We start from the raw sequence: 24,402 nt of genomic DNA, 5'->3' as shown, positions 1-24,402 counted from the left end.
CCCCATCTGTCTGTTTGCCTGAGAGTGTTATCCCGTCGGCGGGCGCCGGAGCTCTCGAGCTCGCGCCTCTCTCCAGATGTCATTCTCCACAGCGGTCCTTCTGCCTGAGAGTTTCCGGGGCGGTTGCTCCTTCGGCGCCCGGGACGTTAAGCCCCGAGTCTCTCCCGCTGTGGCAGGCCGGCAAGCTACTTGAAACGGTCGAGAAGTCAAAGCACTCCTTCGCGAGCGGCCGGAAATCCACTGCTATCCGGCATCTCCGGTATCACGGCGGCAGTGGCTTCGCGCTCACGCCGCCAACCCTCACGCCCGAGCCGGGCGAGCAGCATCACCGGCAGGAAGCCGACGGCGACGATGAGGAGCGCCGCGATGGCGCCGTCCTCGTAGGTGCCGCGCGAGGCTTCCGCGTAAAGCTGGGTGGCGAGCGTCTCGAAATCAAGCGGCCGCAGAAGAAGCGTCGCCGAGAGCTCCTTGACGCAGTCCACGAAGACGAGCGCGGCCGCCGAGAGAAGAGCGGGCCAGAGCAGCGGCAGATGGATTCGCGCGACGAGCCCGCCGGAGGAAGCGCCGAGCGTCAGCGCGGCGTCGTCGAGCGTTTTCGGCAGCTTGGCATAGCCCGCCTCCAGGCCGCCGGCGGCGAGCGGCAGGAAGCGCACGACATAGGCATAGACGAGAGCACCGCCCGTGCCGGAAAGAAGCAGCCCGGTCGAGAAACCGAATGTCGCCCGCATGAAGCTATCGACGGCATTGTCGACGGTGGCAAGCGGCATCATCAGGCCGATGGCGAGCACGGTGCCGGGCACCGCATAGCCGAGGCTCGCGGTGCGCGCGAGGGCGGCGGCGAGGCGGCCGCCGACAAGCCGCAGGGTCGCCGCGATACAGAGACCGAGCAGCAGGGTAACCAGCGTCGCAACCGCCGCGAGCGAGGCGGTGTTGCCGATGGCCTCGACGAGGCTCGGTGACAGCCCGGCGAATTGCAGGCGCTTGCGCGCCTCGTTGACGAGGTGGAGCGCAGGTGCCGCGAAGCCGATGATGATCGGCAGCGCGCAGATGGTGGCGGCGAGCACGCCGGCCATGCCGTGGAGGCGCTTCGGCACCAGCCGGCCGGGCTCGGCGTCCGCATAGCGGCGGTTGCGGCGCAGCCCGCGTTCGAGAAACATGAGGATGATGACGAAGGCGAGCATGAAGAGCGCAATCTGCGCCGCGCCGGCAAGGCTCGACCGGTTCACCCAGGTGGCGTAGATCGACACTGTCAGCGTGCGCACGCCCAGGAATTCCGATGCACCGATGTCGTTGAGCGCCTCCAGCAGGGCGAGGCTCACGCCGGCCGCAACGGCTGGGCGGGCGAGCGGCGCGGCGATACGGACGAAGGTAGCGAAGCGCCCTGCCCCCAGCGAATGGGCGGCCTCGATCACGCCGCGCGCCTGAAGCAGGAATGCCGCCCGTGCCGTTCCATAGACATAAGGATAGAGCACGAAGCTGAGCAGCAGGATGCAGCCCGGCATGGAGCGGATGTCCGGAAAATTGAGGTCACGCGGGCTCGACAGGCCGAGCACGGCACGCAGCAGGCTCTGAACCGGCCCAATCGGATGGAGAAGGTCGAGATAGGCGAAGGCCACGATATAGGTCGGCATGGCGAGCGGCAGCAGCAGCGCCCATTCCATGAAGCGACGGCCGGGGAAATCATAGGCGACCACGAGCCATGCGAGGCCCGTGCCGATGACCGTGACGAGAATGCCGACACCGAGAAGGAGGATGACCGTCTGGCGGGCAGCCTCCGGCAGCACATAAGCCAGAAGATGCGGCCACAGGCCGTCCGAACTGCCGCTCGCCACCAGCAGGACGGCCAGAAGCGGCGCCACCGCGAGAAGCGCAATGACCGCGGAGGCCGCGAGCCAACCGGCGGCAGCCTGCCGCGGCCGGCGCGGGCCGACCGAACGGAACGTCGCGGACTTAGTCACGGCGAAGCGCTGGCGTCCGCTCTCCCCGGCGCAATTCGGGGGCTCCGAATTGCGCCTTTTTCCGTCAGGAAGTCGGATATATCCGATTTCCCTGCGAGGAGAGGAACAGGGTGAGGTGTGTGATTCTTAAATGGCAAGATATCCCCCTCACCCGGCCGCTTTGCGGCCAACCTCTCCCGGCAAGCGGGGAGAGGTGAAAAGGCCGAGCTCCTCAGTCGTCGAAGGCGACTTTGTCGGCGAGCTCGCTCGCGACCTTGCGATAGCGGCCGATGGCCGTGAGCTCGGAGGGATCGACCGTGAGCGTGCCGAGGCTCGCGATGATCGGGTCGGCGGGAACGCCCGCCTTCACCGGATATTCGAAATTGACCTTGGCATAGAGCTCCTGAGCCTCGTCGGAGACGAGGAAATCGAGAAGCTTCACGGCATTGTCCGCATTGGGCGCATTCTTCGCGACCGCGGCGCCCGAGATGTTCACATGCGTGCCGCCGCCGGCGAAGGTGGGCAGAACCACATTGATCGCCTCGCCCCATTTCACCTGGTCGGGGCCGCCTTTGCCGGAGCGCATCAGCCCGACATAATAGGAATTGCCGATGCCGATATCGCAGATATCGCCGAGGATGTCGCGAGCCACCTCGCGGTCGCCGCCGCCGGCCTTGCGCGCCAGATTGGCCTTGACGCCCTTGAGCCATTCTTCCGTCTTCGCCTCGCCGTGCTTGGCGATGTAATTGGCGATGAGGGCGGTGTTGTAGGGATGCTGGCCGGAGCGAATGCAGACCTTGCCCTTCCACTTGGGATCGGCAAGCTCCTCATAGGTAAAGCTGGTGAGCTTCGTTCGCTCCTTCGACGCGTAGAGAACGCGCGCGCGCAGGGACAGCGCGAACCAGCGCCCTTCCGCATCGCGGAGATTGGCGGGGACTGCGGCCTCGAGCGCCGGCGACTTCACGGGCTGAACGACGCCCTTGTCGACGAGGTCGATGAGATTGCCGAAGTCGACCGTCATCAGCACGTCGGCCGGTGAATTGGCACCCTCGGCCGCCACGCGTTCGGCGAGCCCGTCCTTGACGAACAGCGTGCGGACGTTGACGCCCGATTTTTCCGTGAAAGCGTCCAGCAGCGGCTTGATCAGGCCCGGCTCGCGGGTGGTGTACAGCGTCACCTCTTCGGCCGCCGAGGCGAGGGTCGGGAAGCCGGCCATGCCGATGAGACAGGCCATGCGCAAAAGTCGAGCGATGGTCATGAGCACCTCCTTGCCGCCGCAGGAAACGACCGCGGCCGATTTCTCTTGGTCATATTTTGCAGAAGAAGGCAATGCAGGCGCGAAACAATAGAATAGTTCCAGTTTTTGTTTATTCTAAACTAAAACTACAGACGTGCGGTCCGGCAGATGCAGACCTCGCCGAAGCGGTATGCAGCCCCAATTGCGGATGGGCGATCCCGGCATCGCCGGTCGACGGGGAGCGCTCAATTTTGAGTGATTGCACCTGTCGCCGCACTCTTGCTCCCGGAAAATGCCGCGCCAGTAGCCTTACTGCTCGATCGGCGAGCAGAAGGGCCGGCCCTTCGCGAGCGTGCCGTCATTTTAGGCAGACCCGGTGCCCGAAACTTGGTCAGTGTGAACTGCCTCTGCCGGAGCCTCGTCGGTCGAGTCCCGAAAAACCGGCAAAACCCGGCGGCTGCCGGGGCTGAACCTCCGTCCCCACCTCCAGCTTCGCCCTGGCACAAGCCTTGCGAGGCCTTGCAGGCCAACATTTGCAGAGGATGGGAGACGCCAAACATGACAATGGGTTTGAGATGCGCCTGCACAGCGCTGGCCCTCGCGGCCGGGCTTACCGTCTCGGGAGGCGCCGCCCGGGCCGCGGACGACACCATCAAGATCGGCATCCTGCATTCCTTGTCCGGCACCATGGCGATCAGCGAGACGACGCTGAAGGACGCGATGCTGATGCTCATCGACGAGCAGAACAAGAAAGGCGGCGTGCTCGGCAAGAAGCTCGAAGCGGTCGTGGTCGATCCGGCATCCGATTGGCCGCTGTTTGCAGAAAAGGCGCGCGAGCTTCTCACCAAGGACAAGGTCGCGGCCGTCTTCGGCTGCTGGACCTCCGTTTCCCGCAAATCCGTCCTGCCCGTCTTCGAGGAATTGAACGGCCTCCTGTTCTATCCCGTACAGTATGAGGGCGAGGAATCCTCGCGCAACATCTTCTATACGGGTGCGGCTCCAAACCAGCAGGCGATCCCTGCCGTCGATTACCTGATGGAGAACGAGGGGGTCGAGCGCTGGGTGCTCGCCGGCACGGATTATGTCTATCCGCGCACGACCAACAAGATCCTCGAGGCCTATCTCAAGCAGAAAGGCGTCAAGCAAGACGACATCATGATCAACTACACGCCTTTCGGACAATCCGATTGGCAGACGATCGTCGCCGACATCAAGAAATTCGGTTCCACGGGCAAGAAGACCGCGGTGATCTCGACGATCAACGGCGACGCCAATGTGCCCTTCTACAAGGAGCTCGCCAACCAGGGCATCAAGGCGACGGACATTCCCGTCATCGCCTTCTCGGTGGGCGAGGAGGAACTCGCTGGCATCGACACCAAGCCGCTCGTCGGGCATCTGGCGGCCTGGAACTATTTCGAATCCGTCGACACGCCCGAGAACAAGGACTTCATCGCCAAGTGGCACGCCTTCACCAAGAACGACAAGCGCGTGACCAACGACCCGATGGAGGCCCATTACATCGGCTTCAACATGTGGGTGAAGGCGGTTGAGAAAGCCGGCACGACGGACCCGGACAAGGTGATTGACGCGCTCGTCGGCGTCTCCGTGCCCAATCTCTCCGGCGGCTATTCGACGATGATGCCGAACCACCACATCACGAAGCCCGTGCTGATCGGCGAGATCGAGGACAACGGCCAGTTCAACATCGTGTCGCAGACGCCCGGCCTCGTGATGGGCGATGAATGGTCCGATTATCTCGAAGGCTCGAAGGATCTGATCTCCGATTGGCGGGCGCCGCTCTCCTGCGGGAACTTCAACGTCAAGACCGGCAAATGCGGCGGCCAGGGCCAGCAAGCCGCAGCCAAGTAAACGGGTGCGACGCCTGCGCCCCTCCCCTCGAAGGGGAGAGGTACCGCTTGTGACCAGCGGACGGCCCGCTCACCTCTCCCCCCTGGGGAGAGGTCGGCCGCGGAGCGGCCGGGTGAGGGGGAAGGTCCTTTCCTATAGACATCCTCCCCCTCACCCTGTCCCTCTCCCCAATGGGGAGAGGGGACCCGAACTCACCAGGCGATTGCCCCTCCCTCAAGGGGAGGGTGAAAAGGCCCCGTTTTCATGCTCGCATTCATCAGGCTTTTGTCGCTCCTCGGCCTCGTGCTCGCTGCTCTCGCTCAACCGGCGGCGGCGCAGGATGATGCCTTCGCCCAACTCGCGACCGACAATTACGCGGCGATCGAGAAGGGCGTGGCGGCCGTCGCCGAAAGCGGCGCGCCGACGGCCGAAGCGGTGATTGCAGCGCTCGGCGACAACCGCCTCGCCTATCGTCCATCCGACAAGGCCCTGTTCTACAAGGATGCGGCGGGCGTCTTCCATGATGCGCGGACCGGCGCTGCGGTCGAGCCCGCGCCGACGGGACTGAAGCCCGTGCGCCTCAACAACCGCGTCCGGCGCGCCGTCGAGGCGGCCATGGGCACGCTGACGCTGATGTCGCCGGATCCTGCCAAGCGCCTCGCAGCTGCCGACGCCGTCTTCAAGGCGCGCGACGCGGCCGCCCTGCCGGTACTCTCCAAGGCAATCGCCGCCGAGGGCGATCCGCAGGTCAAGACGGTGCTGGCGCAAGCGCAAGCCGCCATCCAGCTGACGAGCGACGGGGCGGCCGATTCCGACCGGATCTCGGCTGTCGCCGTGGTCGCAGAGCGCGCCGACCCGGATGCGCTCGCTATCCTGCGGCAGGCGGCCGAGCGCGGCTCGCCCGTTGTGAAGCTCGCGGCGGAGACGGCGATCAAGGGCATCGAGCGGCGGCTCGAAATCGCCGCCATGCTGCAGAACGTCTGGTACGGCCTGTCGCTCGGCTCGGTGCTGCTGCTCGCCGCCATCGGCCTCGCCATCACCTTCGGCGTCATGGGCATCATCAACATGGCCCACGGCGAGATGGTGATGATCGGGGCCTACACGACCTTCGTCGTGCAAGAGCTTTGCCGGACACGCTTTCCCGCGCTGTTCGACTGGTCGCTGCCGGTCGCCATTCCGCTGGCCTTTCTCGTGGCGGGCGGCATCGGCGCGCTGATCGAGCGGCTCGTCATCCGCCATCTCTACGGCCGGCCGCTGGAGACGCTGCTCGCGACCTGGGGCATCAGCCTCATCCTGCAACAGGCCGTGCGCTCCATCTTCGGCCCGTCGAACCGCGAGGTCGGTGCCCCCTCCTATATGGCGGGCGCCTTCGATCTCGGCGGCATGACGATCACCTATGGCCGGATGTGGATCATCGTCTTCAGCCTCTCGGTCTTCCTCGGCCTGCTCGCCGTGCTCAAGCTCACGCCCTTTGGCCTTCGGATGCGCGCCGTGACGCAAAACCGGCGCATGGCGTCCGCCATGGGCATCCGCACGCCGCGCATCGACATGCTGGCCTTCGCCCTCGGCTCCGGCATCGCCGGCATCGCCGGGGTGGCGCTGTCGCAGATCGACAATGTCTCGCCCAATCTCGGCCAGAGCTACATCATCGACTCGTTCATGGTCGTGGTCTTCGGCGGGGTCGGCAATCTCTGGGGCACCTTCGTCAGCGCGCTGACGCTCGGCGTCGCCAACAAGTTCCTGGAGCCCTACGCCGGGGCGGTGCTCGGCAAGATCCTCATCCTCGTGCTCCTCATCCTGTTCATCCAGAAACGGCCGCGCGGGCTTTTCGCCCTCAAGGGCCGGTCGGTGGAGGCATGACGATGGAAATGGCCTCGGCGATCTGCCGGACCTCCGGCGTCTCTTTGCCTTCCGAGCGCAGCGCTATCGCGTCTGCTTGCTCGGTCTTCCCCTCTCCCCGACGGGGAGAGGGACAGGGTGAGGGGGATGACCGTTGCACTCTGACCGAAAAATTCCCCTCACCCGGCTGCTCCGCAGCCGACCTCTCCCCGCCGGGGAGAGGTGAAAAGGCGTCCCGCCCGGTGGATGCGACAAACTTCCCGTTGAGGAGAAGGATCGCGCGGCCGCCCTGCACCACCGGAGCGGACCGATGAGCCGCCGACCTATCCTCCTCTCGCTCCTCGACGGCAAGGGTCGCATCTTCCTTGCCGTGCTGGCTGTTGCGACTGCGGCCATCGTCCTCAGCAATCTCGCCCTGCCCGAGACCTCGGCGCTCCATGTGCCGACCTATGCCGTGTCGCTGATGGGCAAGTATCTCTGCTATGGTCTGCTCGCCTTGGCCCTCGATCTCGTCTGGGGCTATTGCGGCATCCTCTCGCTCGGGCACGGCGCCTTCTTCGCGCTCGGCGGCTATGCCATGGGCATGTATCTCATGCGCCAGATCGGCGCGCGCGGCGTCTATGCCAATCCCGTCCTGCCGGATTTCATGGTCTTCCTGAACTGGCAGGAGCTGCCCTGGTACTGGTGGGGCTTCTCCTCCTTTCCCTTCGCGCTTCTGATGGTCGTCGTCGTGCCGGGGCTTCTCGCCTTCCTCTTCGGCTGGCTCGCCTTCCGATCGCGCGTCACGGGCGTCTATCTCTCGATCATCACCCAGGCCATGACCTTTGCCCTGATGCTCGCCTTCTTCCGCAACGACATGGGTTTCGGCGGCAACAACGGCCTCACCGATTTCAAGGATCTCCTCGGCTTCAACGTGCAGGCGCAGGGTATGCGCGTGACGCTCTTCGCGCTGAGTGCGGCCGCTCTTGCGGTGGGCTATCTCGTGGCGCGCGTCATGGTCACCTCCACCTATGGCAAGGTGCTCGTCGCCATCCGCGACGCGGAATCGCGGGCGCGGTTCCTTGGCTATCGCGTCGAGCGCTACAAGCTCGTCGCCTTCACCGTCTCGGCGATGATGGCCGGCATCGCCGGCGCGCTCTACGTCCCGCAGGTCGGCATCATCAATCCATCGGAATTCGCGCCCGCGAATTCCATCGAAGCGGTGATCTGGGTGGCGGTCGGCGGCCGTGGCACGCTCGTGGGCGCAGCGCTCGGTGCGGTCGTCGTCAGCTTTGCCAAGACCTGGCTGACAGGCGCCTTACCGGAGATCTGGCTGTTCGCGCTCGGCGCGCTCTTCGTGGTTGTCACGCTCTATCTGCCGAAGGGCATCGTCGGCACGCTGGAGGGGCGGCTCATGCGCCGCAAGCCGGCACCGACACAGCCGCAAGCCGACGGCGCCCTCCCCCAGACGGCGGCGGAGTGACGCCATGACCCAAGCGGCCCTGACGAGCGCCCTGCTTTATCTCGACGGCGTCAATGTCACCTTCGATGGCTTCCGCGCCCTCAACAACCTCTCGCTCGCCATCGCGCCGAACGAGATGCGCGCCATCATCGGCCCGAACGGCGCGGGCAAGACGACCATGATGGACGTCATCACCGGCAAGACCCGGCCGGATGAAGGCGACGTCATGTTCGACGGGACGGTCGATCTTACCGCGCTCGACGAAGCGGCCATCGCCGAGCTTGGCATCGGCCGCAAGTTCCAGAAGCCGACGGTCTTCGAAAACCATACCGTCGCCGACAATGTCCGACTCGCGCTGAAGGACGAGCGTGGCCCCTGGTCGGCATTATTCGGCGCGCGCAACCGCATCGCGCGCGAGCGGATTGACGCGGTGCTGGAGACGGTGCGCCTCACCGACCACCGCGACCGCCCCGCGGCAGATCTCAGCCACGGCCAGAAGCAATGGCTCGAGATCGCCATGCTGCTCGCCCAGGACCCCAAGCTCCTGCTGGTCGACGAGCCGGTCGCCGGCATGACCGACGCCGAGACCGAGGAAACCGCCCGCCTCCTGCGCGCCATCGCCGAGGATCACACGGTCGTTGTGGTCGAGCACGACATGGCCTTCGTGCGCGACCTCGGCTGCAAGGTCACGGTGCTGCACGAGGGCTCCGTGCTCGCCGAAGGCTCCATCGACGCGGTCTCCGCCAACGAGCGGGTGATCGAAGTGTATCTGGGGCGGTGAGATGATGTCCTGCCTCCAGCCGAAACGCGCCGGCGCCCCTCCTCCTTGTCGGGAGGGGTCAGGGGTGGGGGTCCGCGGACCAAAAGCGTTTGCTGACGTGCTCATGCGCGGTCGCGGCACTATTCGCTTCCTGCCTTCGGCCCCTACTTTTTCATCCACCCCCTACCCATCCCCACAAGGGGGAGGGGCGGAGTCCCCTCATGCTCACCGTTGACGCCATCGATCTCCACTATGGCGCGGCGCAGGCACTGCGCGGCGTCTCGCTCACCGCCGAGCCCGGCAAGGTGACCTGCGTGCTCGGCCGCAACGGGGTCGGCAAGACCTCGCTCTTGCGCGCCATCGTCGGGCAGCAGCCGATCTCGCGCGGCGCCATCAGCTTCGACGGCAAGGACCTCAAGCGCCTGCCGCCCTACGACCGGGCGCGGCGCGGCATCGCCTTCGTGCCGCAAGGCCGGGAAATCTTTCCTCTGCTCAGCGTGAGGGAAAACCTCGAAACGGGCTTTGCGCCGCTGAAGCGCCGGGACCAGACGATCTCGGAAGAGGTCTTCAATCTCTTTCCGGTGCTGAAGGACATGCTGCACCGGCGCGGCGGCGACCTTTCCGGCGGCCAGCAGCAGCAGCTCGCCATCGGCCGGGCGCTCGTCACGCGACCGCGGCTCCTCGTGCTCGATGAGCCGACCGAGGGCATCCAGCCCTCCGTCATCAAGGATATCGGCCGCGCCATCGATTATCTCCGGCGCAAGGGCGACATGGCCATCCTGCTCGTTGAACAGTACTTCGAATTTGCACGCGATCTGTGCGATAACTTCGCCGTCATGGAACGCGGGCAAATCGTGCTGGCCGGCACGCGGGAGGCGATGGTCGACAGTGAAGTTAGGCGCCATCTCTCCGTGTGATCTCGCGACGGCCCCAGCGTCACTCCCCGCCTTTATCCGGGCGGCGGGGGGCGTGCGCCTTGACTTCGCCCCTGTCGGCCGCCGGACGCAGGCGATGCGAATCGCCGAAAGCGGCGGCTACCGCGCGCGCTTTCCGCGCAGCGAGGAATGCGAGGCCGTGCTCATCAATACGGGCGGCGGCATGGCCGGCGGCGACCGGCTTGCAATCGACATTTCGCTGGCGGCAGGCGCCGAGGCGGTCGTCACGACGCAGGCGGCAGAAAAGATCTATCGCGCGCAAGACCTGCCTACGACGATCTCAGTCTCACTCGATATCGGCCCGGAAAGCCGGCTCGCCTGGCTGCCGCAGGAGACGATCCTTTTCGACGGTGCGGCGGTTGAGCGGCAACTGTCGGTCGATATGGCGGGCCGCGCCTCGCTGACGCTCGCCGAAACGGTCTTTTTCGGCCGCAGCGCCATGGGCGAGAGCTTGGCCTCCGGCACCTTCCGCGATCGCTGGTCGATCCGCCGCGACGGCCGGCTCATCTGGGAGGAGCGCGTCAGCCTCGCACGGGACATTGCGGCGACGCTCGCCCGGCCGGCTGTCGGGCAAGGCGCGCGGGCGGTCGCCACCGTGCTGCACATCACGCCGGATGCCGAGGCGCGGCTGGAGGATGCACGCGCGCTCTTGGAGACGGCCGGCAGCGAATGCGGGGCCAGCGCCTGGGACGGGCTTCTCGTCCTGCGCTTCCTCGCGCAGGATGCGGCGGTGCTGCGCCGGGATCTCGTCCGCTTTCTCGAAGGCTTCCGTATGCGGCCTATGCCGCGCAGTTGGTAACAGGGAGAGGAACTCGATGAATTTGAGCCCGCGCGAGAAGGACAAGCTGCTCGTCGCCATGGCCGCCATGGTCGCCCGCCGTCGCCTCGAACGTGGCGTGAAGCTGAACTACCCCGAAGCGGTGGCGCTCATCACGGATTTCGTCGTGGAAGGCGCGCGCGACGGCCGCTCCGTGGCCGAGCTCATGGAAGCGGGTGCGCATGTGCTCACCCCCGACCAGGTGATGGACGGGATTGCCGAGATGATCCCGGACGTGCAGGTGGAGGCGACCTTTCCCGACGGCACGAAGCTCGTGACGGTGCATCATCCGATCCGCGGTGCAACAGGCAGCCTCACGCCAGGCGCGGTGGAAACGAAGCCCGGCGAGATCGTGATGAACGAAGGCCGCGAGACCGTGACGCTCACGGTCTCGAATACCGGCGATCGGCCGATCCAGGTAGGTTCGCATTACCATTTTTACGAAGCCAATGCGGCGCTTTCCTTCGAGCGCGACAAGGCGCGCGGCATGCGCCTCGACATTCCCGCCGGCACGGCCGTGCGTTTCGAGCCTGGCCAGACCCGCGATGTGACGCTGGTCGCGTTGACCGGTGAGCGCGTGGTCTACGGCTTCCAGCAGAAGGTGATGGGGCGGCTGTGATTGCTCCTTTCGGCCGCCAAGAGTAGCATGATCGTCAGATGTAAGGAGGCACCAACATGCCTTACGACATAGAAACGACGATCACCTCGAAGGGGCAGGTGACCGTACCCGCGGAAATTCGGGAGCGGCTCGATCTGCGGCCCGGCGACAAGCTGCGGTTCAAGCTCAGCGACTCGGGCAAGCTCAGCGTGGAGCCACGCCCGAGGCGCAGCATCTTCGACCAACTCGACAGCCTGAAGCTACCCTCGCTGGGCCGCCCCCTTGCCCAAGGCGACATCGACGACGCTGTCGGTCAAGCCATGGATGAGCAAGTGAAACGGCTCGAGAAAGCCACCTCGACCGGCCGGCGGGGTCGACGGTGATCGGCCTGGACACCAATGTGCTACTGCGCATTTTTTCCAGCGATGACGATGCAGCGCAGGTCTCCGCAGCGCAAAAGCTCCTCCGTGATCAGTCGCCCGTGTTTATCGGTCCGGTCGTCCTGGCGGAATTCGCCTGGACCTTGAAACAGACGTACAAGCTCGACCGCGCCGCGATTCACCGGCGTTTGCAAGGAGTGGTTCAGGCCCCGGAGTTCGTCGTGCCATTTCCGGAGGCTACGGAACGTGCCGTCGAGTTGTACGGGATCGGACCGGCCGACTTCGCCGACTATCTCATCGCTGAGATGAATCTCGCCGCTGGCTGCACGACAACAGTGACGTTCGACCGCGATGCCGCCAAGTGTCCCTCCTTCACCAGCCTCGATTGAAGGATCAGCCCATGCCCGCCCGCCTTCCCCGTTCCGCCTATGCCGACATGTTCGGCCCGACCACCGGCGACAAGGTGCGCCTCGCCGATACCGAGCTCGTGATCGAGGTGGAGAAGGACTTCACCATCTATGGCGAGGAGGTGAAATTCGGTGGCGGCAAGGTGATCCGCGACGGCATGGGCCAGTCGCAACTGACGCGCGTCGAGGGCGCGATGGACACCGTCATCACCAATGCGCTGATCCTCGACCACTGGGGGATCGTGAAGGCCGATATCGGGCTGAAGGACGGGCGCATCGCGGCCATCGGCAAGGCGGGCAATCCGGCCATCCAGCCGGGCGTCACGATCATCATCGGGCCGGGCACGGAGGTCATCGGCGGCGAAGGCCGGATTCTCACGGCCGGCGGCTTCGATTCCCACATCCACTTCATCTGCCCGCAGCAGGTGGACGACGCGCTGATGTCGGGCGTCACGACCCTGCTCGGCGGCGGCACCGGCCCGGCCGAAGGCACCAAGGCCACCACTTGCACCCCCGGCCCCTGGCATATGGAGATGATGCTTCGCGCTGTTGACGGGCTGCCGATCAATATCGGGCTCGCGGGCAAGGGCAATGCGTCGCTTCCCGGCGCACTGGTGGAACAGGTCGAGGCGGGCGCCTGCGCCTTGAAGCTGCACGAGGACTGGGGCTCGACGCCCGCGGCGATCGACAATTGCCTGTCCGTCGCCGACGAGCACGACATTCAGGTGATGATCCACTCGGACACGTTGAACGAATCCGGCTTCGTCGAGGATACCGTCGCCGCCTTCAAGGGCCGCACCATCCACGCCTTCCACACGGAGGGCGCCGGCGGCGGCCATGCGCCCGATATCGTCAAGGTGGCGGGGCTCCCCAACGTGCTCCCCTCCTCCACCAATCCGACCCGACCCTTCACGGTGAACACCATTGACGAGCATCTCGACATGCTCATGGTCTGCCATCATCTCGACCCCTCGATTCCGGAAGACCTCGCCTTCGCCGAGAGCCGCATCCGCAAGGAAACGATCGCGGCGGAGGACATCCTGCACGACATCGGCGCGCTTTCGATGATGTCGTCGGACAGCCAGGCCATGGGGCGGCTCGGCGAGGTCATCACCCGCACCTGGCAGACCGCGCACAAGATGAAGGTGCAGCGCGGCGCCCTTCCCGGAGAAGGCAGCAACGACAATCTGCGCGCCAAGCGCTATGTGGCGAAATACACGATCAATCCGGCGATCGCCCATGGCGTTTCACGGCATATCGGCTCGGTCGAGGTGGGCAAGCTCGCCGATCTCGTGCTGTGGTCGCCGGCCTTTTTCGGCGTGAAGCCCGACATCGTTCTCAAGGGCGGCATGATCGTGGCGGCTGCCATGGGTGACCCGAACGGCTCCATCCCGACGCCGCAACCGGTGCATTACCGGCCCATGTTCGGCGCTTTCGGCAAGGCGCTCACCGCGACCTCCGTGACCTTCGTCTCAAAGGCCGCCGTCGAGAACGGCCTCAAGGACCGGCTCGGCTGCGCCAAGGACTTCGTGGCGGTGGAGAACACCCGCGGCGGCATCTCCAAGGCGTCGATGGTCCATAACGGCGCGACGCCGGAGATCACCGTCGACCCTGAGACCTATGCGGTGACCGCCGACGGCGAGCTCCTGGTCTGCGAGCCGGCCAGCGTGCTACCTATGGCGCAACGCTATTTTCTGTTTTGACATCTAACCCGGTGCATCATGGCGAATGAAACGAGGCGTTACGACGGGCAGTGCCATTGCGGCGCCGTGCGCTTTTCTGCGGAAGCCGACCTCGCGCAGGTAATCTCCTGCAACTGCTCCATCTGCTCCAAGCACGGCCTTCTGCTCACCTTCGTGCCTGCTGAGCGCTTTACGCTCGCGGCGGGTGAAGACGCGCTGAAGGACTACCGCTTCAACACCATGCGCATCCGCCACCGCTTCTGCGGCAGCTGCGGCGTCGAGACGTTCGGCGAGGGTTCCATGCCGGACGGCACGCCCGTGCGCGCCGTCAATGTGCGCTGCCTCGACGGAGTGGACGTCGCGAGCCTCAGCCCGGCGCCCTTCGACGGCCGTAGCAGCTGAGGTGGACAGGGGTTAGTAGCACAAATGCCGGTTTCTGCTACTAACCTGGTCGTTTCGGCCATCACCCGATCGTTTGGAGAAAGCCCATGCCGCGCGCCATAGCCGTTGTCCGCAAGGCCGCCGTCAAGCCCGAGCGCGTCGTCGACACGCTCACTCTCGACCATGAAGGCCGCCAGCGCCGCCGGGTGGCGCTGACGGCCGACGGCGGTCTCGAGGTGCTGATCGATCTCGAGAAGGCGACCGTCCTCAACGACGGCGACGCCCTGAAGCTCGAAGACGGCGGGCTCATCGCCATCAAGGCGGCCGAGGAAAAGCTCCTGGAGGTCCGCGCCGAGAATCCGCTCCGGCTGCTCAAGATCGCCTGGCACCTCGGCAACCGCCATACGCCGGCCGAGATCACCGCCGAGGCGATCTATATCGAAGACGACCACGTGATCGCCGAGATGGTGCGCGGCCAGGGCTGCAGCCTTGCCGCCGTGACCCGCGCCTTCCGGCCCGAGCGCGGCGCCTATGATCACGACTGCGGCCATGATCATCACCACGGCCATCACCACGATCATGGTGATCATCATCACGGGCATGACCATGGACACGATCACGGCCATGGACACCATCACGAACATGATCATCACGGCCATGAACACCCTGCGCATGGACATGAGCATGCGCATCGCCAGGCCTGCGGCCATGACCATAATCACGACGGGCATGACCACGATCACCACCATGGCCACAAGCACGGCTGAGGTGGCATGCCGGCCAGCGCCGGAACGCGGCGAACGCTGCCCGGGATCGCGGCAAGCCGACCTCGGACATCGCCTCCGGATCCCAGCTTCGATCCTGCGGGCCGTCTCGGCATGACGCCGTCTATGCCTCTTCCGCTGCTGGTTTGGCTGTCGCCGGCCTTTCCGGTCGGGGCCTTCGCCTATAGCCATGGTTTGGAATGGGCGGCCGAAGCCGGCGACCTGACCGGTGCCGAGACGCTGAGCGGCTGGCTCACTGCACTCCTCGATCTCGGCGCACCGCGCAATGACGCCATCCTGATGGCGGAAGCCCATCGCGCGGCCGCCGAGGGCGACGGCAGCCGACTTGCCGCCGTCGCGGAACTGGCACTCGCGCTCGCCGGCAGCCGCGAGCGGCGGCTCGAAGCCGTCACGCAGGGCAATGCCTTCCTGGCGACGCTCGAAAAGGTCTCGCCTTGCGAGGCCTTCAAGACGGTGCGCGCCACATGGGATGGCGACATCGCCTATCCGGTCGCGGTGGGCGCCGCCACGGGCGGCCACGGCTTGCCGCTGGAACCGGCGTTGGACGCCTTCGTGCTCGCCGTCGTCGGCAATCTCGTCTCGGCTGCGGTGAGACTTTCAATCGTCGGCCAGACCGACGGGCAGCGGGTCATCGCCGGGCTTTTGCCCGAGGTCACCAAGGTCGCAAAGGCTGCCGCGGCTGCTACGCTCGACGATATCCGCGGCGCGGCCTTTCGCTCGGATCTCGCCTCCCTTCGCCATGAAACCCAGTATACGAGGCTCTTTCGCTCATGACGCGCGCATCCTCCCCCCATGGCCCGCTTCGGGTCGGCATCGGCGGCCCCGTCGGCTCCGGCAAGACCGCGCTGATGGAGGCGCTGAGCAAGGCGCTTGCCGGCAGCTACAATCTCTGCGCCATCACCAACGACATCTACACCAAAGAAGATGCGGAGATCCTGACGCGCACCGGCGCGCTACCGCCCGAGCGCATCATGGGGGTTGAGACCGGCGGCTGCCCGCATACGGCGATCCGCGAGGACTGTTCGCTCAATCTGGCCGCAGTCGAGACGATGAACCAGCGCTTTCCGGGCCTTGACCTGGTGCTCATCGAGTCGGGCGGCGACAATCTCGCGGCGACCTTCTCGCCGGAACTCGCCGACATCACGATCCATGTCATCGATGTGGCGGGCGGGGAGAAGATCCCGCGCAAGGGCGGGCCGGGCATCACGCGCTCGGACCTGCTGGTCATCAACAAGATCGATCTTGCCCCGCATGTGGGGGCCGACCTCGCCGTCATGGAGCGCGACACGCAGCGAATGCGCGGCGAGCGGCCTTATGTCTTCACCAATCTGCGCGCCGGTCAGGGCGTGGCCGAGATCGCCGGCTTCATCGAGCGCAAAGGCGGGCTGAAAAGCGCGGCGTAATACGCCCCGCAACCCTCCCCGCGAGAGGGAGGGCCGGCGAGCGATAAGCGAGGCGGTGTTGGGGGACAGGGCTCTGCGCCCCACCCCACCCGGCCCCGCGGGCCACCCTCCCCCTTGAGGGAAGGGTAAAGGCCTCAAGGCATCAGCTGGCCGCCGTTGACCTCGATCACCTGGCCGGTGACATAGCCGCTCATGGCGGGCGACGCGAGGAAGAGGAAGGCGCCGACGCATTCCTCGGGCGCGGCGAGCCGGCCCATGGGCACGGTCTGGCGCATGGCTTCCAACTGCTCCGCGGTCGAGAAGCGCTCGTGGAAAGGCGTAAGGATCACACCGGGAGCCACCGCATTGACGCGGATGTTCTCGCGCGCGAATTCCTTGGCCATGTTGCGCGTGATGTTCGAGACCGCAGCCTTGGCGGCGCCGTAAAGGACGGAGCCCGGGCCGCCGCCATGGCGCGCGGCGATCGAGCTCGTATGGATGACGGAGCCGCCACCGGCCTGCCGCAGATGCGGGATGGCCGCCTGGGTCGCCATCACGACCGAGCGGACATTGAGGTCCATGACGGCGTCGAAGAGTTCATCCTCGACCTCAGCCAGGGGCGACCGGCGGATGAGCGCCCCAGCATTGTTGACGAGCACGTCCAGCCCACCGAGCGCCGCGACCGCCTCCTGGACCACACGGTGCGCCTCGCTCGTGCGGCTGACGTCGCCGAATACGAGATGCGCCTCGCCGCCGGTCTTGCGGATATCGGCGGCGACAGCCTCGGCTGCCTCGCGGCTGGCGTTGCCGTGCACGACGACCCGCGCGCCGACCTCGGCGAAGCCCTTGGCCGCTGCCGCACCGATGCCGGTGCTCGAACCGGTGATGAGAACACGTTTGCCTGCAAGATCCTTCATCATTGTGCCGCCTGTCCTTGTTCGGTTGTCCGAGATCGCGACGACAATCACATCGCCACGCGGGAAGTGGTGGGTGGGGCGTTCAGTCCGGAAGCGTTCCATCCTTGAGAAAAGCCTCGACCGCGGCGCGGCGCGGAAGGGGCGCCACGGCACCTTTGCCGAGGGTGGACAATGCGGCCGCCGCATTGGCGTAGACGGCGGCCGCGAAGGGATCGCCGCATCTCAGCCATTCCGCCAGAAAGGCGCCCCCGAAGGCATCGCCCGCGCCGGTTGCATCGACCGCCTGAACGGGCTTCGCCGGCACGATGCGGCGCTCGCCGGGCACGGCGATCATTGTGCCTTCCTTGCCGAGTGTGAGCGCGACGATGCGGCAACCGAGGCCGAGATAGAAGTCGCAGATGTCGTCGGGCTTTTCGAGACCGGTGAGCTTCTGGGCATCGTCGAGACCGGGGCGGGCGATGTCGGACATGGCGACCGCCGCGTGGATGGTGGCCCGCGCCCGGTCGAGCGGCCAAAGGCTCAGCCTCAGATTGGTGTCGTAGCTCACCGTGACGCCATTTTGCCTGGCATGGCGGATGGCCGCGAAGACGGCATCGGTCGCGGAGGACGAAATCGCTTGGCTGATACCGGAGACGTGCAGCACTTTGGCAGAGGCCACAAGATCGAGCGGCAGGTCGGCCGGCTTCACGAGGCTCGCCGCGGAGCCCGCGCGGAAATAGCTGAAAATATGACCTTCCGGGCCATAGCTGATGAAATAGATGCCGGTGCGCGTCTCGGGTCGCATAGTAACATGGGACCGATCGACGCCCTCAGCATCCCATAGCTTCAGGAAATTCGTCCCGAAAGCATCGTCGCCCAGCGCGGTGAAGAACCCTACCTTGGCGCCCTGGCGTGCGGCGGAGATCGCAACATTGGACGTGTCGCCGCCGAAGCCCGGCAGATAGAGCGGCTCGCCGGCGCGTTCGGTTTCCGCAAATTCCATCAGCGGCTCACCGAAAGCGAGAATATCCAGCGATCCACTCGTCGAGGCTGTCATCGTGATCCCTCCGGCGGAGGCTCTTAAGGCATGCGGCCGGTCATTGCCAACAGTCGAAGCGCCTAGATCGTCAGAAACCGGTATTCGGTAATCTGACGGTAGACCGCATCTGGCATCAAGATCGTCGATGGGAAATGCGGCCGGTTCGGACTGTCGGGAAAGTGCTGGGTCTCCAGGCAGAGGCCAGCACTCGCCTTGTAGAAGGTGCCGTCTAGCCCGGGCACGGGCACGTCGAGCTTCTGCCCGTCATAGAGCTGGACCGCCGGCTCCGTCGTCCAGACGTCGAGCGCGAGCTTGTTGCGCTGGGAAGAGAGCTTCGCCGCGTGGGCGAGATCGAGACCGGGCACGCCCGACGCCTCCAGACGCTGACGGCGGAGCACGAAATTGATGTCGTAGTGGTAGGCCGCGCCGGTCTCGGCGTCGGGGAAGCGCACACTGCGGTTGGTGCGGAAATCGTAAGGCGTGCCCTCGACGGAGCGGATCTCCCCGGTGGGGATGAGGTCCGCATCGACAGGCGTGTAGAAATCCGCCGAAACCGTCAGCCGGTGATCGAGGATCGAGGCCGAGCCGTCCAGGTTGAAATAGGAATGCTGGGCGAGATTGACCGGCGTCGGGGTATCCGTCGTCGCGGTGAGTTCCACGCGAAGCGTCGCCGGCTCGGTGAGGCGGTAGGTGCAGGCAATAAGCAGATTGCCGGGAAAGCCGCTGTCGCCATCAGGCGAGAGATAGGTCAGCGTGACGCTGGAGGCGTCGTGATGGGCAAGCTGCCAGAGATTCTTGCCCGTGCTATTGCCCGCATGCAGCGTGTGCTTGTCACGAAAGTTGCGCGTGAGCTCATAGGTTCGGCCACCCAGGGTGAAGCGGCCCTGGCCGATGCGGTTGGCGACGCGGCCGGCAATGGCGCCGAAATGAGCGGAGTGCCGGACGTAGTCCTCTATGCTGTTCAGGCCGAGGACGACGCGCTGGGCTTCGCCCGTATGGATGGGCAGGGTCAGATCGCGGACCACCGCTCCCCAGTTCAGGATCTTCGCTTCCGCGCCGGCCGAGGAATGAATCGTGACTTCCCACACCGGCACGCCGTCAATCTCGCCGAATTGTCTGACGGACATCAGCCCCCCTCTACGCACATGTTTTCATTGCACGTCCAGCCCGCGGCCGGACGCCCGACAGTTCACCAGCTACCCGTGTTCGGCATCGAGATCCACGGTTCCCGCGGCTGCAGAGCCTCGCCTTCCTGGAGAATTTCGATGGAAATGCCGTCCGGCGAGCGCACGAAGGCCATATTGCCGTCGCGCGGCGGCCTGTTGATGGTCACACCGGCCTTCATCAGCCGATCGCAGAACGCGTAGATGTCCTCCACGCGGTAGGCGAGATGCCCGAAATTGCGACCGCCGGTATAGGTCTCCGGGTCCCAATTATATGTCAGCTCGAGCTCCGGCGCGCGCTTCTCACGCACCGCCTCGACGTCCTCCGGCGCGGCCAGGAAGACCAGCGTATATCGTCCTTTTTCGTTCTCCGTTCGGCGGGTTTCCACCAGCCCGAACTTGGTGCAATAGAAGTCGAGGGCCTCGTCGAGGTTCGTGACCCGAACCATTGTATGGACATACCGCATCGTGCCGTCCTCCGCCTGATTGTGCGCACAGGATCAGTTTCGAGGGCTTTCTGTCAAACTCCTCACGGGTATAGGTGCCATGAACGCGGCGACTGGGAACTCCCCACGGACCGAACGTCGGCTGGACGGCGACCCGCTGCGCGCCGGCGAAAGGCGCAAGGAACGCGTTGCCTTCGTCTCCATTCTCGTCTCGGCGCTTCTGACCATCGCGAAGGGCGGTGCGGGGCTCGCCACGGGGTCGCTGTCGCTCCTCTCGGATGCGGCCAACAGCCTGCTCGACGTCGCGGCGACGACGATGACCTGGCTTGCCATTCGCACCGCACATAAGCCCGCCGATGCCGAGCATCACTACGGCCACGGCAAATTCGAATCCCTGTCGGCGCTCATCGAAACGGCCTTTCTCTTCCTTCTGTCCGGGGCGGTCGCCTTTGAAGGCGTGCGTCGGCTGTCCACAGGCCAGTCGGCCATCACCTTCTCCTGGTTGGCGATCGCCATCCTCATCGGCTCGATCCTCGTCGACGGCTGGCGCTGGTGGACTTTGAAGAAAGTGGCGCGAGAGACCGGCAGCGAGGCCTTGGCGGCCGATGCGCTCCACTTCTCCTCGGACCTCGTCAATTCGATTTTCGTGCTGATCGCGCTGGGCGCGGCCTATATGGGCTATCCGCAAGCCGATCCGCTCATTGCAATCGGCGTTTCGGTCTTCATCGCCATCGCCGCCTTCCGGCTGGCGCGCAAGACGATCAACACCCTGCTCGACACCGCGCCGCAGGGCGTCGGCGAGACCATCGCCACGAATGTCGCCGCCCTGCCCGGCGTCGTCTCGGTGGACCGGGTGCGCGTGCGCCCGGCCGGCGCTCATGTCATCGGGGAAGTCGGCGTGCGTGTCTCCCGCACCTTGCCGCTCGAAGGCGTGCAGGCGCTGAAGGATCGGATCCAGGACACGCTGCGGGAAGACCACCCCGGATCGGAATTCACGATCACGACGAGCCCGGTGCAGCTCGACGACGAGACGATCCTCGAGCGCGTCATGCTGATCGCCGCGCGGCTGCACGTGCAGCTCCACCATGTCACCGTGCAAAGTCTGTCGCATCGCCTGTCGGTCAGCTTCGACCTGGAGGTCGACGCGGGCCTGACGCTGGGGGCGGCGCATGCCATCGCGAGCCGGGTGGAGAGCGCCATTCGTAACGAGCTCGGGCCGCAGGTCGAGGTGGAAAGCCATATCGAGCCGCTCGTACCACCTCTGGACGGGCGGGAGGCGGGTGCGGAGACGGTCGCACGCATCGCGCTGGCGCTCGCTGCCAAGGCCACGGCGACCAGCGCCATTCGCGGCGTGCACAGCGTGCGCGTCCGCGAGACGCCGGCCGGCCTCGTCGTCAACTATCATTGCCGCGCCGATCCCTCGCTCAATGTGGCCGACGTGCACGACCAGGTGGATCTGCTGGACCGTCTGGTGCGGGAGGATCATCCGGAGATCTGCCGGATGGTCGGCCATGCCGAGCCCTTGCTGCCCGACCTATTGCCGGCGGGACGGCCGATGCCGACATGAATAAGCTCAGCGACCGCCCGACCGTCAGCCCCTCGAAAGAGACCTCGCGATCATGATGCGCACAGAGAATGCCCCCGTCATCCGGCTCGAGGACTATCGTCCGACCGACTTCCTGATCGACAAGGTCTCGCTCGACGTCGTTCTCGAGCCGACGGCGACCCGCGTCACCGCGGTGCTTGCGGTCCGCGGCAATCCGGCCGGGCGACCGGGAAGCCCCCTGGTGCTGCAGGGCGATGAGCTCAAGCTCCTGGCGATATCGCTCGACGGCGAGCGGCTGGCGCCAAATCGCTACAAGGCCGACCCGCAGGGGCTTGCTATCGAAGCGCCGTTGCCGGAGGCCTTCACGCTCACCATCGAAACCGAGATCAACCCCTCGGCCAATACCAAGCTGATGGGGCTCTACAGATCCAGCGGCATATACTGCACGCAATGCGAGGCGGAGGGCTTCCGCCGCATCACCTATTTCCTCGACCGGCCGGACGTGCTCTCCGTCTATACGACACGGATCGAAGCCGCCCGGGACGATGCGCCGCTTCTTCTCGCCAACGGAAATCTCATCGAGCGGGGCGAAATCGCCGGCACCAACCGGCATTTCGCCGTCTGGCACGATCCCTTCCCCAAGCCCTCCTATCTGTTCGCGCTCGTCGGCGGGCGGCTCGATACGCTCGCCGAGACCTTCATCACGGCGAGCGGCCGCGAGGTCGAGGTGGCGATCCATGTCGAGGCGGGCAAGCGCGACCGGGCGGCTTATGCGCTCGATGCCCTGAAGCGCTCCATGCGCTGGGACGAGCGCGTCTTCGGCCGCGAATACGACCTCGACGTGTTCAATGTCGTCGCCGTCTCGGATTTCAACATGGGGGCGATGGAGAACAAGGGTCTCAACGTCTTCAACGACAAATATGTTCTCGCCAGCTCCGATACCGCGACCGACGCCGATTATGCCGGCATCGAAACGGTGATCGCCCACGAATATTTCCACAATTGGACAGGCAACAGAATCACTTGCCGCGACTGGTTCCAGTTGTGCCTGAAGGAAGGCCTGACCGTCTTCCGCGACCAGGAGTTCTCGTCCGACGAGCGTTCGCGCCCGGTCAAGCGCATCGCCGATGTGCGGGGCCTGCGTCGGCAGCAGTTCGCGGAGGATTCAGGCCCCCTCGCCCACCCCGTCCGCCCGCGCAGCTACCGCGAGATCAACAATTTCTATACGGCGACCGTCTATGAGAAGGGCGCGGAGATCGTGCGCATGCTGCGCGTGCTGATCGGCGCCGACGCCTTCCGCCGCGGCATGGACCTCTATTTCGCGCACTTCGACGGCACGGCGGCAACGATCGAGGATTTCCTCGGTTGCTTCGCCGAGGCGAGCGGCCGCGACCTCACGCATTTCGCACAGTGGTACGAGCAGGCGGGCACGCCGGTGGTGACTGCCGCCGGCCACTATGACCCCGCCGCCCGAAGCTTTCGCCTGGACCTCACGCAGAAGACGCCCCCGACGCCCGGCCAGGCGGAGAAGCAGCCCATGGTCATCCCGATCGCCCTCGGCCTCATCGGCGAGAGCGGACGGGAGCTTACTCTCACCACCGCCGAGGGCAACTTGATCGAAAACGGCCTCTTCGTTCTGGACGGTGCCTCGGCAAGCATCACCTTCACCGGCGTCGACGAGCGGCCGGTCCCCTCGCTGCTGCGCGGCTTTTCCGCGCCGGTGAAGCTCGAGACCGACCTCGCCGAGGCCGATCTCTTCGTGCTCTTCCGCCACGACAGCGACGGCTTCAACCAGTGGCAGGCTTCGCAGACGCTGGCGACGCGCTTCATTTTGGAGGCCGTGCGCGGCGCACGTGACGATGTGGACGCGCGTTTCACCGAGGCGCTCGTCCATTTCCTCGACCAGCGGGCCGAGAGCGACCCGGCCTTTGCAGCGCAGGTGCTCGCGCTGCCGAGCGAAGCGGACATCGCGCGCGAGATCGGCCGCGATATCGACCCGGCTGCCATTTTCGACGCCCATATGATGGTCAAGAGCCGCATCGGCGCGGCACTCGGGGAACGCCTCGAAGCGCTCTATGCCAAGTTGCATTCGTCTGCGCCCTACAGCCCCGATGCGGCAAGTGCAGGCCGACGGGCCCTGCGCAATGCAGCGCTCTCCTTGATCGCCGCCGGCGATCCAGCCGCGGGCGAAAAGCTCGCGGGGACGCAATTCAAAGATGCCGACAACATGACCGAGCGCTTCGGCGCGCTGGCGGTGCTCGCGCTCATCCCGGGCTCGGGCCGCGAGGAAGCGCTCGCCGCCTTCGCCGCCCGCTACAGGGACGATCCGCTCGTCCTCGACAAGTGGTTCGCCCTGCAGGCTTCGATCCCCGAGGCGGAGACACTGGAGCGGATCAAGGACCTGATGCGCCATCCGGCCTTTTCCATGGGCAATCCGAACCGCGTGCGTGCCCTCCTCGGCAGCTTCGCCATGACTAATGCCACGCAGTTCAACCGCCCCGACGGCAAGGGCTACGACCTGATCGCCGAGACCGTGATCACCCTCGACCGCCGCAATCCGCAGATCGCGGCCCGTCTGCTCACGGCTTTCCGCACCTGGCGCATGCTGGAAGCTGGCCGGCGCGAAAAAGCCGAGGCGGCGCTGCGGCAGGTCGCGGCCAGCCCGAGTCTGTCCCCGGACGTCGCGGACATCGCCGGACGATCGCTGCAATAGCGACCTTGATTCAGAATGGCACAGCAGCCCGGGGCTCCACCCCGGGCTTTTTTTATTTCGCGTAAACCCTTCATCAAGACTCTGGACAAATCCTTCAGAGAGGATTCAGATGGTCCTGATTCGGAGAGATGCGGCACGTCGAACCGAAGCGACGTTTGGATTCCGGAGGG

22 protein-coding genes and 1 riboswitch are annotated in these 24,402 nt (G+C 65.6%); of the genes, 16 read left to right on the top strand and 6 right to left on the bottom strand.

The annotated features are described in order from the left end of the window. Positions 1-82: 82 nt before the first annotated feature. Positions 83-177: riboswitch (glycine riboswitch) on the bottom strand. 29 nt (positions 178-206) lie between these two features. Continuing rightward, entirely contained in the window at positions 207-1,958 is a 1,752-nt protein-coding gene (locus tag ACFQU1_RS21190) for an ABC transporter permease (protein ID WP_378136392.1), read from the bottom strand. Between the two features lie 211 nt (positions 1,959-2,169). Continuing rightward, on the bottom strand, positions 2,170-3,171 hold the full coding sequence (locus ACFQU1_RS21185; protein WP_378136813.1) for an extracellular solute-binding protein: 1,002 nt from the start codon (positions 3,169-3,171) through the stop codon (positions 2,170-2,172). Between the two features lie 567 nt (positions 3,172-3,738). Here ACFQU1_RS21185 and urtA point away from each other — a divergent pair. The 14 genes from urtA to ureG all read left to right on the top strand — a co-directional run bounded on the left by urtA (position 3,739) and on the right by ureG (position 16,450). Next, positions 3,739-5,043, top strand: coding sequence for an urea ABC transporter substrate-binding protein (gene urtA, locus ACFQU1_RS21180; RefSeq protein ID WP_378136811.1), 1,305 nt, complete (start codon positions 3,739-3,741; stop codon positions 5,041-5,043). A gap of 243 nt (positions 5,044-5,286) precedes the next feature. Further along, positions 5,287-6,882, top strand: coding sequence for an urea ABC transporter permease subunit UrtB (gene urtB / locus ACFQU1_RS21175; protein ID WP_378136390.1), 1,596 nt, complete (start codon positions 5,287-5,289; stop codon positions 6,880-6,882). A 289-nt stretch (positions 6,883-7,171) separates the two neighbouring features. Further along, positions 7,172-8,323, top strand: a complete 1,152-nt coding sequence (gene urtC / locus ACFQU1_RS21170; protein ID WP_378136388.1) for an urea ABC transporter permease subunit UrtC — start codon at positions 7,172-7,174, stop codon at positions 8,321-8,323. Positions 8,324-8,327: 4 nt separating this feature from the next. Further along, positions 8,328-9,083 (top strand): urea ABC transporter ATP-binding protein UrtD, encoded by a 756-nt coding sequence (gene urtD / locus ACFQU1_RS21165; RefSeq protein WP_378136385.1) that lies wholly within the window; start codon positions 8,328-8,330, stop codon positions 9,081-9,083. A gap of 200 nt (positions 9,084-9,283) precedes the next feature. Continuing rightward, positions 9,284-9,979 (top strand): urea ABC transporter ATP-binding subunit UrtE, encoded by a 696-nt coding sequence (gene urtE, locus ACFQU1_RS21160; RefSeq protein ID WP_378136383.1) that lies wholly within the window; start codon positions 9,284-9,286, stop codon positions 9,977-9,979. A 94-nt stretch (positions 9,980-10,073) separates the two neighbouring features. Then, positions 10,074-10,796, top strand: a complete 723-nt coding sequence (locus ACFQU1_RS21155; RefSeq protein ID WP_378136381.1) for an urease accessory protein UreD — start codon at positions 10,074-10,076, stop codon at positions 10,794-10,796. 16 nt (positions 10,797-10,812) lie between these two features. Continuing rightward, a complete protein-coding gene (locus tag ACFQU1_RS21150) occupies positions 10,813-11,433 on the top strand; it encodes an urease subunit gamma (RefSeq protein WP_378136379.1) in 621 nt (206 codons plus the stop codon). Positions 11,434-11,489: 56 nt separating this feature from the next. After that, positions 11,490-11,795: an AbrB/MazE/SpoVT family DNA-binding domain-containing protein gene (locus ACFQU1_RS21145; RefSeq protein ID WP_378136377.1), complete on the top strand. Its 306-nt coding sequence runs from the start codon at positions 11,490-11,492 to the stop codon at positions 11,793-11,795. Next, positions 11,792-12,181, top strand: coding sequence for a PIN domain-containing protein (locus tag ACFQU1_RS21140; RefSeq protein ID WP_378136375.1), 390 nt, complete (start codon positions 11,792-11,794; stop codon positions 12,179-12,181). Before ACFQU1_RS21145 ends, ACFQU1_RS21140 begins: the two co-directional genes overlap by 4 nt. An 11-nt stretch (positions 12,182-12,192) precedes the next feature. Continuing rightward, entirely contained in the window at positions 12,193-13,902 is a 1,710-nt protein-coding gene (gene ureC / locus ACFQU1_RS21135; protein ID WP_378136373.1) for an urease subunit alpha, read from the top strand. 18 nt (positions 13,903-13,920) lie between these two features. Then, positions 13,921-14,283 carry a GFA family protein gene (locus ACFQU1_RS21130; protein WP_378136371.1) on the top strand — a complete coding sequence of 121 codons (363 nt, stop codon included), beginning with the start codon at positions 13,921-13,923 and terminating at the stop codon, positions 14,281-14,283. A gap of 86 nt (positions 14,284-14,369) precedes the next feature. Continuing rightward, on the top strand, positions 14,370-15,029 hold the full coding sequence (locus ACFQU1_RS21125) for an urease accessory protein UreE (RefSeq protein ID WP_378136368.1): 660 nt from the start codon (positions 14,370-14,372) through the stop codon (positions 15,027-15,029). Positions 15,030-15,152: 123 nt separating this feature from the next. Next, positions 15,153-15,821, top strand: a complete 669-nt coding sequence (locus ACFQU1_RS21120; protein ID WP_378136365.1) for an urease accessory protein UreF — start codon at positions 15,153-15,155, stop codon at positions 15,819-15,821. Then, the gene (gene ureG, locus ACFQU1_RS21115; RefSeq protein WP_378136363.1) at positions 15,818-16,450 is read left to right on the top strand and encodes an urease accessory protein UreG; all 633 of its coding nucleotides are present in this window, start codon (positions 15,818-15,820) and stop codon (positions 16,448-16,450) included. The genes ACFQU1_RS21120 and ureG overlap by 4 nt, the downstream gene beginning before the upstream one ends. 134 nt (positions 16,451-16,584) lie before the next feature. Here ureG and ACFQU1_RS21110 read toward each other — a convergent pair whose 3' ends face one another. From ACFQU1_RS21110 to ACFQU1_RS21095, 4 genes are all read right to left on the bottom strand, one after another. Further along, the gene (locus ACFQU1_RS21110; RefSeq protein ID WP_378136361.1) at positions 16,585-17,349 is read right to left on the bottom strand and encodes an SDR family NAD(P)-dependent oxidoreductase; all 765 of its coding nucleotides are present in this window, start codon (positions 17,347-17,349) and stop codon (positions 16,585-16,587) included. Positions 17,350-17,428: 79 nt separating this feature from the next. Continuing rightward, on the bottom strand, positions 17,429-18,382 hold the full coding sequence (locus tag ACFQU1_RS21105) for a sugar kinase (protein WP_378136359.1): 954 nt from the start codon (positions 18,380-18,382) through the stop codon (positions 17,429-17,431). A gap of 62 nt (positions 18,383-18,444) precedes the next feature. Beyond that, positions 18,445-19,491 (bottom strand): aldose epimerase family protein, encoded by a 1,047-nt coding sequence (locus ACFQU1_RS21100; RefSeq protein ID WP_378136357.1) that lies wholly within the window; start codon positions 19,489-19,491, stop codon positions 18,445-18,447. A 62-nt stretch (positions 19,492-19,553) separates the two neighbouring features. Continuing rightward, positions 19,554-19,994 carry a VOC family protein gene (locus tag ACFQU1_RS21095; RefSeq protein ID WP_378136355.1) on the bottom strand — a complete coding sequence of 147 codons (441 nt, stop codon included), beginning with the start codon at positions 19,992-19,994 and terminating at the stop codon, positions 19,554-19,556. A 79-nt stretch (positions 19,995-20,073) separates the two neighbouring features. Here ACFQU1_RS21095 and ACFQU1_RS21090 point away from each other — a divergent pair, with 79 nt between their 5' ends. Together ACFQU1_RS21090 and pepN are read left to right on the top strand one after the other, a co-directional pair. Next, positions 20,074-21,540, top strand: a complete 1,467-nt coding sequence (locus ACFQU1_RS21090; RefSeq protein ID WP_378136353.1) for a cation diffusion facilitator family transporter — start codon at positions 20,074-20,076, stop codon at positions 21,538-21,540. Positions 21,541-21,595: 55 nt separating this feature from the next. Continuing rightward, the gene (gene pepN / locus ACFQU1_RS21085) at positions 21,596-24,232 is read left to right on the top strand and encodes an aminopeptidase N (RefSeq protein WP_378136809.1); all 2,637 of its coding nucleotides are present in this window, start codon (positions 21,596-21,598) and stop codon (positions 24,230-24,232) included. The last annotated feature ends 170 nt before the right edge of the window (positions 24,233-24,402 follow it).

This window comes from Chelatococcus sp. GCM10030263, from assembly GCF_042666455.1.
Taxonomy (GTDB): domain Bacteria; phylum Pseudomonadota; class Alphaproteobacteria; order Rhizobiales; family Beijerinckiaceae; genus Chelatococcus.
This window is presented reverse-complemented; position numbering and strand designations above follow the sequence as displayed.